This window comes from Streptomyces odontomachi (assembly GCF_024435355.1).
Lineage (GTDB): Bacteria > Actinomycetota > Actinomycetes > Streptomycetales > Streptomycetaceae > Streptomyces > Streptomyces odontomachi.
Window position 1 is genome coordinate 33,768 of the sequence record NZ_JAMJWG010000030.1, and the last position, 12,822, is coordinate 46,589.

General features: G+C 71.0%; 7 protein-coding genes and 1 pseudogene. 2 read left to right on the top strand and 6 right to left on the bottom strand.

Annotated elements, in window-relative coordinates; all coding sequences use genetic code 11:
• The first annotated feature begins 126 nt into the window (after nucleotides 1–126).
• Nucleotides 127–1,140 carry an EamA family transporter RarD gene (gene rarD, locus NQO67_RS38705; protein WP_255955188.1) on the top strand — a complete coding sequence of 338 codons (1,014 nt, stop codon included), beginning with the start codon at nucleotides 127–129 and terminating at the stop codon, nucleotides 1,138–1,140.
• A gap of 1 nt (nucleotide 1,141) precedes the next feature.
• On the opposite strand, the gene NQO67_RS38710 is transcribed toward rarD, so the two are convergent.
• The 5 genes from NQO67_RS38710 to NQO67_RS38730 all read right to left on the bottom strand — a co-directional run bounded on the left by NQO67_RS38710 (nucleotide 1,142) and on the right by NQO67_RS38730 (nucleotide 8,054).
• On the bottom strand, nucleotides 1,142–2,011 hold the full coding sequence (locus tag NQO67_RS38710) for a DUF2705 family protein (protein ID WP_374119272.1): 870 nt from the start codon (nucleotides 2,009–2,011) through the stop codon (nucleotides 1,142–1,144).
• Nucleotides 2,012–2,285: 274 nt separating this feature from the next.
• The gene (locus tag NQO67_RS38715; RefSeq protein ID WP_255955190.1) at nucleotides 2,286–3,254 is read right to left on the bottom strand and encodes an ABC transporter ATP-binding protein; all 969 of its coding nucleotides are present in this window, start codon (nucleotides 3,252–3,254) and stop codon (nucleotides 2,286–2,288) included.
• 516 nt (nucleotides 3,255–3,770) lie between these two features.
• Nucleotides 3,771–5,138: a LolA family protein gene (locus NQO67_RS38720; RefSeq protein WP_255955191.1), complete on the bottom strand. Its 1,368-nt coding sequence runs from the start codon at nucleotides 5,136–5,138 to the stop codon at nucleotides 3,771–3,773.
• A 491-nt stretch (nucleotides 5,139–5,629) separates the two neighbouring features.
• Nucleotides 5,630–6,640: a polyprenyl synthetase family protein gene (locus NQO67_RS38725; RefSeq protein ID WP_255955193.1), complete on the bottom strand. Its 1,011-nt coding sequence runs from the start codon at nucleotides 6,638–6,640 to the stop codon at nucleotides 5,630–5,632.
• A gap of 607 nt (nucleotides 6,641–7,247) precedes the next feature.
• A complete protein-coding gene (locus tag NQO67_RS38730) occupies nucleotides 7,248–8,054 on the bottom strand; it encodes a Cof-type HAD-IIB family hydrolase (protein WP_255955194.1) in 807 nt (268 codons plus the stop codon).
• Nucleotides 8,055–8,887: 833 nt separating this feature from the next.
• On the opposite strand from NQO67_RS38730, the pseudogene fahA reads away from it, so the two are divergent.
• Nucleotides 8,888–10,105 (top strand): annotated as a pseudogene (fahA, locus tag NQO67_RS38735) (fumarylacetoacetase); the annotation flags it as partial.
• Between the two features lie 236 nt (nucleotides 10,106–10,341).
• On the opposite strand, the gene recQ reads toward fahA, so the two are convergent.
• The gene (gene recQ / locus NQO67_RS38740) at nucleotides 10,342–12,534 is read right to left on the bottom strand and encodes a DNA helicase RecQ (RefSeq protein ID WP_255955195.1); all 2,193 of its coding nucleotides are present in this window, start codon (nucleotides 12,532–12,534) and stop codon (nucleotides 10,342–10,344) included.
• Nucleotides 12,535–12,822 lie beyond the last annotated feature (288 nt).

Below are 12,822 nucleotides of genomic sequence, written 5' to 3' on the forward strand. Positions count from 1 at the left end.
GTATGGCGATACGCACATGACAGCGATCGGGCGGCGGCGTTACCGTCATCTGGTCGGCCTGCGCGCGATGGCGTCGGCCGGCGAGACCGAGAACGCGCCGAGGGAAGAGCGAGAGAAGAGGGAGTCGTGACCACGAGGGGCGAACAGCGCATCGGGCTGCTGAACGGCATCGCTGCATATGGCCTGTGGGGTCTCGTCCCGCTGTTCTGGCCGCTCGTCGACTCGGCCGGCGCCGTCGAGATCCTCGCCCACCGCATGGTGTGGTCCCTGGTCCTCGTCGTGTTGGTCCTGCTGGTGATGCGACGTTGGGCGTGGGCGGGCACGCTGTTGCGGCAGCCGCGCAAACTGGCGCTGGTCGTCGTCGCGGCCGCGACGATCACGGTCAACTGGGGTGTCTACATCTGGGCCGTGAACTCCGGCCATGTGGTGGAGGCGTCCCTTGGATACTTCATCAACCCGCTGGTCACCATAGCCATGGGTGTGCTGCTGCTGAAGGAACGGCTGCGGCCCGCGCAATGGGTGGCAGTCGGGACGGGTTTCGTCTCGGTGGTCACCTTGACGTTCGGCTACGGCCAGCCTCCGTGGATCTCGCTCTGCCTCGCCTTCTCGTTCGCCAGCTACGGGCTGGCCAAGAAGAAGGTCGGGCTCAGCGGGCTGGAGTCACTGGCTGCGGAGGCGACGGTCCAGTTCCTGCCGGCGTTGGCGTATCTGCTGTGGCTGGGGGCGCGCGGCGAGGGCACGTTCACGTCCCAGGGCGCCGGGCACGCCGCGCTGCTCGCCTCCGCCGGCCTGGTGACGGCGATACCGCTGGTCTGCTTCGGTGCGGCGGCCATCCGGGTGCCGCTGTCCATGCTCGGACTGCTCCAGTACCTGACGCCGACGCTCCAGTTCCTGCTCGGGGTGGTCTACTTCCACGAGGAGATGCCCCCCGAGCGGTGGGCCGGCTTCGCCCTCGTATGGCTGGCGCTCTCGGTACTGACATGGGACGCGCTGCGCACCGCTCGGCGTACCAGGGCGGAGGTGACGCGGCTCCGTGCGGAGGCGGAGGCGGAGGGGGAGGCGGAGGGGGAGGCTTCCGAGAGCTCCCCGGAGGCGCAGCGGCCGGCGGGTCTCCCTGCCGCCGACCGGTCCGGTTCCTGAGCTACGCCGTGATGTCCTTCGTCGAGAAGCGAGCCCAGGCCGCCGAGCCGAACACGGCGACGTACAGGCCCTGAAGGCCCAGGTTCCTGATCACGTCGTCCCAGTAGACGGGTGCGCGCATCACGTCGGCGAAGGACAGCCAGTAGTGCGAGAAGAAGTACGGGCGGAGCGCGTGCAGCTGCGGGATCGCATCCAGGATCTGGATGGTGATCAGCAGGCCCACGGTGGTCGCCATGGCCGCGATGCCGCTGCTGGTCAGGGTCGAGACGAACAGCCCGAGGGCGGCGAGACCGAGCAGTGAGGCGGCGACGAGCAGCGCGACCAGCAGCGCACGCAGCAGGCCGGCGCCGAAACTGATCGTGGTGCCGGAGATGGTGGTGACATCCCCGAGCGGAAAGAGCACTGCTCCGGTGGCGAGCGCGAAGACGGCCACGACCACCGTGGCCACCAGGCAGAACGTCATCGTCGTCGCATATTTGACCAGCAGCAGCCGGGTACGGCCGGCGGGCGCCACCAGCAGGTAGCGCAGCGTGCCCCCGTGCGCCTCACCCGCGATCGCATCGCCCGCGATGACGCCGATCGACATCGGCAGGAAGAACGGCAGGGTGGCGGCGAGCGCGGTGAAGACCAGGAAAAGGCCGTTGTTGGTGACCTGGGTGATGAACGCCGGACCGCCCTGACCGCCGCCACCGGAGCTGCCGCCGTCCGTCTCCAGCTTCACCGCGATCCCGACCAGCACGGGCACGGCCGCCAGCACGGCGAGCAGTGCGAGGGTGCGCCAACGGCGGAAGGTGATGGCCAGCTCGCTGCGGAAGAGCGCCAGACCCCAGGTCCATCGGCCCACCGCGTCCGGCGCAGCTGAGCGCGACACTGCGGCATTGGGCGCTGCCGAACCCGACACTGCGGCATTGGACGCTGCCGAACCCGACACTGCGGCATTGGACGCTGCCGAACCCGACACTGCGGCATTGGACGCTGCCGAACCCGACACTGCGGCATTGGACGCTGCCGAACCCGAGTCTGCGGCATTGGACGCTGCCGAACCCGGCGCTGCCGCGCTCGAGGCTGCCGAGTCCGACGAGGGTCTCGTCCCGGACGTCGTCTCGGACGTCATCCCGGACGTCGTCTCGGTGGCCCGTGAGCCGTCAGCCTGCGACATCGAAGCCCTCCCCCGTCAGGGCCACGAACGCGTCCTCCAGCGAGGGTCGTTCCAGGCCGAAGCCGCGCACCCGTACGCCCGCGGCCACCAACAGGGCGTTCACCTCCGCGAGGTCCCTCTCCGGTGGATCGCCCGTCACGCGATCGCCGGTCACCACGACATCGGTCACGCCCTGCTCCTTCAGTACGCGGGCCGCGTCGCCCGGGTCCGGTGTGGTCACCGCGAGCCGCCCGTGCAGGCCCGCCGCCAGGTCGGCCACCAACCCCTGCGTGATGAGCCGGCCCTTCGCCATCACCGCGGCATGCGTGCAGACCTGCTCGATCTCGTCGAGCAGGTGGGAGGAGAGGAAGACGGTCGTGCCGTCCGAGGCGAGCTCGCGGACCAGGCTCCGGATCTCCCGCATGCCCTGCGGGTCGAGGCCGTTGGTGGGCTCGTCGAGGACTAGGAGCCGACGGGGGCGCAGCAGGGCCGCCGCAAGACCGAGGCGCTGCTTCATCCCGAGCGAGTACGCCTTCGCCTTCTTCCCTGCTGCCGCCGCCAACCCGACCCGTTCCAGCGCGACGGCGACCCGGGCGCTCCGGGTGCGCGAATCCGCGGACGGGTCGGCCGCGTCGTAGCGCAGCAGATTGTCGCGGCCGGACAGGAAGCCGTACAGCGCGGGCCCCTCGATGAGCGCGCCCACCTGCGGCAATACCGTGCGCTCCGCCCGCGGCATGTGCTGACCGAGTACCCGGGCCGTGCCGGAGGTCGGCTCGATCAGCCCCATCAGCATGCGGATGGTGGTCGTCTTGCCGGAGCCGTTCGGCCCGAGGAAGCCGAAGACGCTCCCCGCCGGGACGCTCAGGTCGAGCCGGTCGACGGCGAGCTGACCGCCGCGGTAGCGCTTGGTGAGCGCACGCGTGGCGATCACCGCACCGGGATCCGCGTCGGGCCTCGCAGCTGGCAGCTCATCCATCGGGCCTCCTGACGGGGACACTCGGTATCACGGGGACCCTGCGGTATCGAGGGGATCGATACCGCAGGGTCGGTATCGATCCGAACGTTACGTTGCCGGATGCCCCCGGCTGGCGCCGAGCCCCACGCGGACGAGCGAGGGACCCGGCAACCTGATCACCGGCTACCGGACTACCGGCAACCGGGCAACCGGGCTCCTGGGCTCCCGGGCTCCCGGGCTCCCGAGGGGCTACCGGGGCGGGACGCCCGAGCGTGGCTGGCGCCAAGGCCCCTACGCCCTCGCGGCCAACGCCACGCGCGGCCACCCATGCCACGCACCCCACCGCAGCGCCCCGGGCTCGGGCCCAGGCCCGCTACCGGGGCGGTCGGGCACCGACCGCCGCAGCCGTGCACCGACCGACACCGCCCGGCACCGACCGGCACCGCCCGACCCGGTGGGCGCCGGGCACCGCCCGACCCGGTGGGCGCCGGGCACCGACCGACCCGGTGGGCGCCGGCAGCCAGGCGGCATCGTGCCCTACTGCGCGGCGTTCGCCGCCTTCACCAGCGCGTCCTTGGTGACCGCGCCGACGTAAACCTTGCCGTCGTCGGTGACCAGGGCGTTGATCAGCCGGGTCGAGAAGACGGTGCCGGAGCCGAACTTCCCCTGTGCCTTGTCGCCCAGGGAGTCCAGCAAATGCTCGGCGTCCGGAGGTAGCTGGCCGGAGCCGGCGGACGGCATGCCCTGCCCACCCGGCATGGTGAACTCGGCGATGGCGCCCCAGCCCTTGCCGATGACCTTCACGTCATCCGGCCCGTTCGACTGGCCGGCGCCCTTCGACTCCCTCAGCTTCTTCAAGTCCTCGGGATCCTTCAGACCCTTGAGGTCTTTGAGGCTCTTGAGGTCCTTCGAACCCTTCGGAGCGCCCAGGCCGGGCTGGCCCTGCTGGGCCTTCCGGGCCTCGTCCGCCTCCGTCACCTTCGTGCCCTTCGGCGGGGTGAAGTCGAAGGTGGACGCTGCCGGCTTGCCGAAGTCGACCTTGGTGTAGCCCACGTCGACGACCGCGCTGCCGCCCGAGGCCGGGGTGAGCGTGAACTTCAGCGGAGTGCCGGTCTTCGCGTCCACCGCGACGCTGATCGCTCCGACCGTCGAACCGGACTGCTTCGGCTTGAGGACCAGCCGGTACGCGTCGCGGTCGGCCACCCGCTCCGTGCCGTCGACGGTCACCGACGTGGTGTCGTCGCTCGCCTTGAGCATCTGTCGGGCCAACTCGTCCGGAGTGGCCGGCGGTTTGCTCTGCTCAGGCGATTTGCCGGAACGGTGAGATTTATCCGTCTTGGCGTGATACGCCTCGTCCGACGCGCTGTCGTACGCCCACAGCTCGCCACCGTTGTGGATCACGCTGTACTCGGATGCATGGTCCAGGATGGAGAGCTTCTGGCGGTCGGGACCGTCCGTCGCCACTCGGAGCGTGTGGGCACCGGAGAGCAGCTCCGTCAGCCGGGACTGCGGATCGGCTGACGATCCCGAGCCCGCGCCGGGGGCGTGCGCCCCGGAGCCACCCGCGGCACCCGGCACGAAGGCCGCGACGCCACCGAGGTCCGGCAGACCGAGGTCGGTGTTGATCTTCACGGTGCCGGACAGCTGTTGCGTATCCGACGCGGCTATCTTCTCGACGAGCTGCTGCGCGCTGATCTTCGGCAGGTCGGGATCGCCGGAGTCGGCAAGCGCCGGGACCAACCCGATGGTCGCCGCCGCCACTCCGATCACCGCGAACGGGACCACGTACCGGGCCGCCTTGCCGCCCCTGCGGGCCTGAGCGGCGCCGGCCGCCGTGGGCCCGTCGGACCGCTGGGGCCCATCGGGGGAGAAATCACCGGATTCGCCGGATTCATACGGTGCCATGTTGTGCCCTACCTCCGTGGCTCGGCGGCGGCCTACCCTTATCCGTCACTCTTCCCCCGCTGCGCGCGGAGGTCCACCACCCCGGTGCCGCCATTCTCACCCGAATTGGTCAGGGGTGGTGATTTCCATCCGACCAAATTCGCGCCCCGGTGGCGTCAGCCCGCGGGATCAACTCGGTGTACGCCTCGGGTATGACGGCGAGCCGTCCCCTGCGCGCGCACCCCGTAGGGGGCGATCCCACCGGGTGCCCGTGGGACCCGCGGCGACCTCGCCGACCTCGGCGGTCGCCGACCGAACCCGCCTGTATCACCCGTGCCACCCCTACCGGCCGAACCAGCCGAACCAGCCGAACCAGCCGTACCAGCCGGGATCCGTACCGCCCCTACCAGCCGGGACCCGCACCGCCCGTACCAGCCGGGATCCGTACCAGCCGGGACCCGCGTACCGCCCGTACCGGCCGGGGCCTCGGCAGCGGAGGCCGGGAAGGGCATCTAGCCGGCCCGGTGGACCACCGCGTCGCACAGTTCCAGCAGCGCTCGCTTCGCCCCCCGGTCGGGCAACGGGGAGAGGGTCGCGCGAGCCTCCTCCGCATACCGCACGGTGTCCCGGCGAGCCTGCTCCAGCGCCGGGTGGGCCCGCATCCGGGTCAGCGCCTCCGCGTGCCGCGCGTCGTCGCTGAGGTCGGAGTCGAGCAGTTCGGCCAGCTCGATGTCCTCGGCGAGGCCGAGCCGGTGCACTCGTTCGCGCAGCCGTAGCACCGGCAGCGTGGGGATGCCTTCCCGCAGGTCGGTGCCGGGCGTCTTGCCGGACTCGCGCTTGTCGGAGGCGATGTCCAGGACGTCGTCGGCGAGCTGGAACGCGACGCCGAGCCGTTCGCCGTACTGGGTCAGCACGTCCACCACGGTCTCGTCGGCGCCGGACATCATCGCGCCGAAGCGGCCGGAGACGGCGATCAGTGAGCCGGTCTTGCCGCTGATCACGTCCAGATAGTGATCGACGGGGTCACGCCCGTCGCGCGGACCCGCGGTCTCCAGGATCTGGCCGGTGACCAGTCGCTCGAACGCCTCGGCCTGGATGCGGACGGCTTCGGGACCGAGGTCGGCCAGTATGTGCGAGGCACGGGAGAAGAGGAAGTCGCCGGTCAGGACGGCGACGGAGTTGCCCCAACGGTTGTTGGCGCTGTCCACGCCGCGGCGCACCTCGGCCTCGTCCATCACGTCGTCGTGGTACAGCGTCGCCAGATGGGTCAGCTCGACCACGACGGCCGACGGCACCACGCCGGGCGCGTACGGGTCGCCGAACTGCGCGGCCAGCATCACCAGCAGCGGTCGGAACCTCTTGCCTCCCGCGTGGACGAGGTGTTGGGCGGCCTTGGTGATGAAGGGCACCTCGCTCTTGGTAGCGTCGAGCAGACCCTCCTCGACAGCGGCCAACCCGGCCTGGACATCGGCTTCGAGAGCCTGGTCCCGCACGCTCAGCCCAAAGGGCCCGACTGCGGTCACGAGGGTTCTCCTGTCTGCTGACGATCACAAGGTCGGTGACACGGTTTGTCGATGTGTCGCTGCACCCACTCAAGTCAGCGTATCCGGTCGACTTTCGATCAGAGTGAGCGCCTGCCCGACCGGTGCAGACGGCAATGGATCGCTACGGCCATACTCCTGATCAGGTCATCGGCTGGTTGGCTGGTTGGCTCATTCACGGCCGCTTCGGCCGGCCCACGGCCTCATCTCATCCACGGCCTCGCCCTGGTTTACGGCACACGTATTCATTGTCGCCCCTCCCGCTACGAACTTCATACGGTCGCCGGACCGGATCCGCTGAGCGGATGACGGTGTCACCGGTGCGCAGGTACCCACCCTTCGGCGCTCCCAGCCCCCTCCTGCCGGCCAGACACGTCCGAAGCCCGCCACCCCGGCGTCTGCACCGCCCCGGCACCTGCGCCGCCGCCGGCACCTGCACGCCGCTCCGGTCGGACATCCGCCCTGGTCGGGTGGCTTTGCGCCCTGGTCGGCGGTCAGCTGCACAGCCGTCGGTCAGCTCCACAGCCGGTCAGCCGTACAGCCGGCCCGGCCCGCCAGCAGCGCAGCCGCCGATCGCCCACACAGCCGGTCAGCCGTACAGTCGCTCCAAGACCACCGCGATACCGTCCTCGTCGTTCGAGAGGGTGATCTCATCGGCGACGGCCTTCAGCTGGGGATGGGCGTTGGCCATGGCGACCCCGTGGGCCGCCCAGCCGAACATGGGGATGTCGTTCGGCATGTCACCGAAGGCGATGGTGCCCTCCGGGCCGATCCCCAACCGCTCGGCGGCCACCGCCAGCCCTGTCGCCTTGGTGACCCCGAACGGCTGGAGCTCCACCGTGTCCGCGCCCGCCATGGTGACCGTGACCAGGTCACCGACCACGCCACGAGCCGCCTCGACCAGTTCGTCGTCGTCGAGCGTGGCATGTCTGACCAGCACCTTGTTGATGGGCGCTGCCCACAGCCCGGCGCGTTCCGCCACCCGGGTGGCCGGTAACCGGGGGTGCGGCATGCGGTAGCCGTGCTCGGCGAGGGTGAGACCGTCGGCCGTGCACTGGTTCACCGCCAGGAAGACCGGACCGACCTCGGCCTCGATCTTGCCGACCGCCGTCTCGGCGAGATCCCGGTCCAGGGTCAGCGAGGAGATCATGGTCTCGGTCACGGTGTCGTAGACCTGCGCGCCCTGGCCGCAGACGGCCAGCCCTCGGTACCCGAGATCGTCCAGGAGTGACCGCACCTCCGGCACCGGTCGCCCGGTGGCCACGACATGCCGCGCTCCGTTCCCGGCGGCGCGGGCCAACGCGGCCCGGGAGCGTTCCGAAACAGTGTCCCCGGGGCGGAGCAACGTGCCGTCCAGGTCGGTCGCGATCAGCGCATACGGCGCCAGGGTGAGCATGATCCAAGGATACGGAGGGAAGATCAACGCCCGTACCGGAGGACGGACTTAGCCTGCTGGCTGAGCTGGGCGTCCTCCTCTCGACGCGCAGAACATCCCCCGCCTCGGCGGGCTGGGCGCCACCGGATACCCCGGAGCCCGGAGCCGTGGCCGGACAACCGGCGACAGTCCTGCGGCCGTCCGCTCTGCGGCCCCACGGCCGTCCGCCCTGCCGCCCCACGGCCGTGCGGCCGCGCGGCCGTACGGGGAACCGCCCCGTAGGACGGGAAGCAGCGGGCACCGTTCCCCGTAACGTGTGGCTCACCGACACGGAAAGTGAGGCAGCACCGATGCCCGAGCAGACCGAGCAGACCCCGCTCGACCTTCCCGGCGGCGCCCCCTTCGACCGGTCCGAGGACAATCCCTCCGACCCGTCCGAGGAAGATCCTTCCGGCCTGTCCCCTGACAGCTCTTCCGGCCTGTCCCCTGACGGCTCCTCCAGCCTGTCCCCTGACAGCTCCTCCGGCCTCTCCCCCTACGACCGCTCCGACCCTTCCGACCTCTCCCACGACGACCCTTCCGGACTGTCCCACGACGGCCCTTCCCGGTTGCCCCACGACGGCCCTTCCGGGTTGCCCCAGAGCGGCTCATCGGGGCCCCCGCAAGACGACCGATCCGCTCCTTCCCCTGCCACCTCTGCCACTTCTGCCATCTCTGCCGCCCCTGCCGCCTCTGGCGCCCCTGCCGCCCCTGCCGCCCCTGGCGCCCCTGGCGCCCCTGGCGCCTCTGGCGCCTCTGGCGCCCGTCCTACCGCCTTCGGCGCCGCCGTCCGGGAAGATCCGTTCAGTCTTTCCGAAGACAACCCCTTCGGCCCGCACAACCTCCCGTACGGCGTCTTCACCCCGGCCGGTTCGGACGACCGCAGGGTCGGCGTCCGACTGGGCGAGCATGTGCTCGACGCGGGGGCAGCGGCCGCCGCGCTGGGCTCCCCGTACGTCGCGCTGCTCGCGCGGCCCTCGCTCGGCCCGCTGCTGGCGGCGGGGCCCACGGTCTGGCGGGACGTGCGGCGTGCGCTGACCGCCTGGGTGACGGTGCCGGCACACCAGGACACCCTGGCACCGTTGCTGTTCCCGCTCTCCTCGGTGCGGCTGCACCTGCCGTTCGAGGTCGCCGACTACGTGGACTTCTACGCGTCCGAGCAGCACGCCAGTAACCTCGGCAGCATCTTCCGGCCCGACGCCGCGGACCCGCTCACCCCGAACTGGAAGCACCTGCCGATCGGTTACCACGGTCGGGCCGGCACCGTGGTGGTCTCCGGCACGGACGTGGTGCGGCCGTGTGGCCAGCGCAGGGCCGCCGAGGCCGGGGCGCCGCCGGTCTTCGGTCCGTCGGTGCGGCTGGACATCGAGACGGAGGTCGGCTTCGTGGTCGGCGTGCCGTCCACGCTCGGCGTACCGGTGCCACTGGGCGACTTCCGTCAGCACGTCTTCGGGCTCTGCCTGCTGAACGACTGGTCGGCCCGGGACATCCAGGCCTGGGAGTACGTCCCGCTCGGCCCGTTCCTGGGCAAGTCGTTCACCACCTCGCTGTCCGCGTGGATCACCCCGCTGGAAGCGCTGGACGCGGCCCGTGTCGCCCCTCCGGAGCGCACCCACCCGCTACAGCCCTACCTCGACGACACCGGGGAGTCGGCTGCGGACGAACCGGGTGGCTACGACCTTCGGCTGTCGGTCGCGGTCAACGGCCATGTCGTCTCCGAGCCGCCGTTCTCCGGCATGTACTGGACGGCCGCCCAGCAACTCGCCCATATGACGGTGAACGGCGCCGCCCTGCGCACCGGCGACCTGTACGCCTCCGGCACGGTCAGCGGGTCGGCGCCCGGCCAGTACGGCTCGCTGATCGAGCTCACCTGGAACGGCCGCGACCCGCTCGACCTGCCCGAGGGCAAGCGGACGTTCCTGGAGGACGGCGACGAGATCACCCTGACGGGCTGGGCCCCGGGCCCCAACGGCACCCGGGTCGGCCTCGGCGAGGTACGGGGGCGGATTCTCCCGGCAGGGACCACCCGCTAGGGGCACGCCGCGGGGCGGCCGGCCCGCCCCGCGGCACCCTCCGGCACCACACGACGCCCCCCGCAGCCCCCCGCGAGAGGTACCGCACCGGGAGCCCCTCAGGTCCAGGAGCGCATCCCCGCCAGTCCCTTTCAATCCTCGCTATTCCCGCCAGTCCCTTTCAATCCTCGCTATTCCCGCCAGTCCTCATCACCCACGCCAATCCTCACCATCCCCATCAATCCCCGGCATCCCTATCAGTCCCCGGCATCCCCGTCGGACAGCCCATCGAGAACCTGGTCCGCACCCGCACCCGCATCCGCATCCGCACCCGGCACGCCCCCGGAGTCCGCGGCAGCATCGCTGCCGGACTCCGCAGCGATCACCGCAAGTACCCCCTCCCCATATGTGTTCAGCTTCTTCTCCCCGACGCCGCTGATGCCGCTCAGCTCCGCAACCGACCGCGGCCGCAGCGCCGCGAACTCCCGCAACGTCGCGTCATGGAAGATCACATACGCCGGAACGCCCTGCTCGCGCGCCTGCTCGGCGCGCCATGCGCGCAGCGCCTCGAAGAGCGGCATGGCGTCTTCCGGCAGATCGACGACGGTCTTGCCCCGCCTGCCGCCGCGCTCGGTGCCCTGCGCGCCGCCACCCGCGCGCTCCGGCTTCCCGGCGCGTGCCACCGAGGCCCGCTTCGGCTCCTTGCGCAGTGGCACCTTCCGCTCACCGCGCAGTGCCGCCGCGCTGGTGTCCGTCAGCACCAGCGTGCCGTACTCGCCCTCGACGGAGAGCAGGCTCTGGGCCAGCAGCTGCCGGAGGACGCCGCGCCACTCGGCCTCGCCGAGCTCCTCGCCGATGCCGAACACGGAGAGCTGGTCATGGTCGAACTGGATGACCTTGGCCGTCCGCCGGCCGAGCAGGATGTCGATGATCTGGCCGGCGCCGAACTTCTGCCGGCGCTCACGCTGCAACCGCACCACCGTGGACAGCACCTTCTGGGCCGCAACGGTGCCGTCCCACGTCTCGGGTGGGGTGAGGCAGCTGTCGCAGTTCCCACAGGCCTGCTGCTGCGGCTCCTGGCCGAAGTAGGTGAGCAGTTGGGCGCGGCGGCACTGGACCGTCTCGCACAGCGCGAGCATCGCGTCGAGGTGGGATCCGGCGCGCCTTCTGAACGTCTCGTCGCCCTCGCCGGACTGGATGAGCTTGCGCTGCTGTACGACGTCCTGGAGACCGTAGGCCATCCAGGCGGTGGACGGCAGGCCGTCACGGCCGGCACGGCCCGTCTCCTGGTAGTAGCCCTCCACGGACTTGGGCAGGTCCAGATGGGCGACGAAGCGGACGTCCGGCTTGTCGATGCCCATGCCGAAGGCGATCGTCGCGACCACCACCAGGCCGTCCTCGCGCAGGAAACGCGACTGGTGGGCGGCGCGCGTCCCGGCGTCGAGGCCCGCGTGGTAGGGCACGGCCTCGATGCCGTGGTCCGACAGGTAGGCGGCGGTCTTCTCGACGCTGCTGCGCGACAGGCAGTACACGATGCCCGCGTCGCCCTCGTGCTCGGTGCGCAGGAAGGTCAGGAGCTGCTTCTTCGGGTCGGCCTTCGGGACGATGCGGTACTGGATGTTGGGCCGGTCGAAGCTGGCGACGAAGTGCCGTGCGTCCGGCATGCCGAGCCGCTGGGTGATCTCCTGGTGGGTGGCCTGGGTCGCGGTGGCCGTGAGCGCGATCCTCGGCACGTCCGGCCAGCGCTCGCCGAGCAGCGACAGGGACAGGTAGTCCGGCCGGAAGTCATGCCCCCACTGGGAGACGCAGTGCGCTTCGTCGATCGCGAAGACGGAGATCTTGGCGCGGCCCAGCAGGTCGAGCGAGCTGTCCAGGCGGAGCCGCTCCGGGGCGAGGTAGAGCAGGTCGAGCTCGCCGGCGAGGAACTCGGCCTCGACCAGCCGCCGCTCGTCCATGTCCTGGGTGGAATTGATGAACCCGGCGCGCACGCCGAGCGCCCGCAGGGCGTCGACCTGGTCCTGCATGAGGGCGATCAGGGGGGAGACCACCACACCGGTGCCGGGCCGGACGAGGGCCGGGATCTGGTAGCAGAGCGATTTTCCGCCGCCGGTGGGCATCAGGACGACGGCGTCACCACCGGCGATCACATGCTCGATGACGGCTTCCTGCTCGCCGCGGAAGGACTCGTAGCCGAACACACGGTGGAGGGCGTGCAGGGCATCGGTCTCCCCGCTGGGCGCGGCGCCCGGGACCCACCGGGGGCCCTTCGGCTCCGCCGCCCACGGGTCCTCCTCCGCCTCGGACGCCCACGGGTCCTCCCCCGGCTCCGCCGCCCACGGGTCGCCCTCCGGCTCCCACTGGTCATCCGGCGGCTCCGGCACCACTCCCGCCGCTTCCGCTGCTTCCGCCTTGCCACATGGCCCCGGCAGATCTGCCGGCGTCTCTGTCATCTCGGTGGTCCCGCCCGTCCCGCTCATCGCCCTGCCCCCGTACGTCGTGTGTCGAGCACGACAGCCACGATAGGGGGCCCCGCCGACAGGGCCCCGAGTTATCCACAGGGACGGCGCGCTTACGCGCCACGGCACCCCCGGTGCCGCAAGAGGGGCGCGGGGAACTGCGCGAGCGACCACCTACCGGCCGGTGGTCCGGCCGCTGCCGCAAAAAGGGGCGCGAGGAACTGCGCAAGCGACCATCCACCGGCCGGTGGCCCGGCCACGACGGAAACAGCCCCTTGGGGC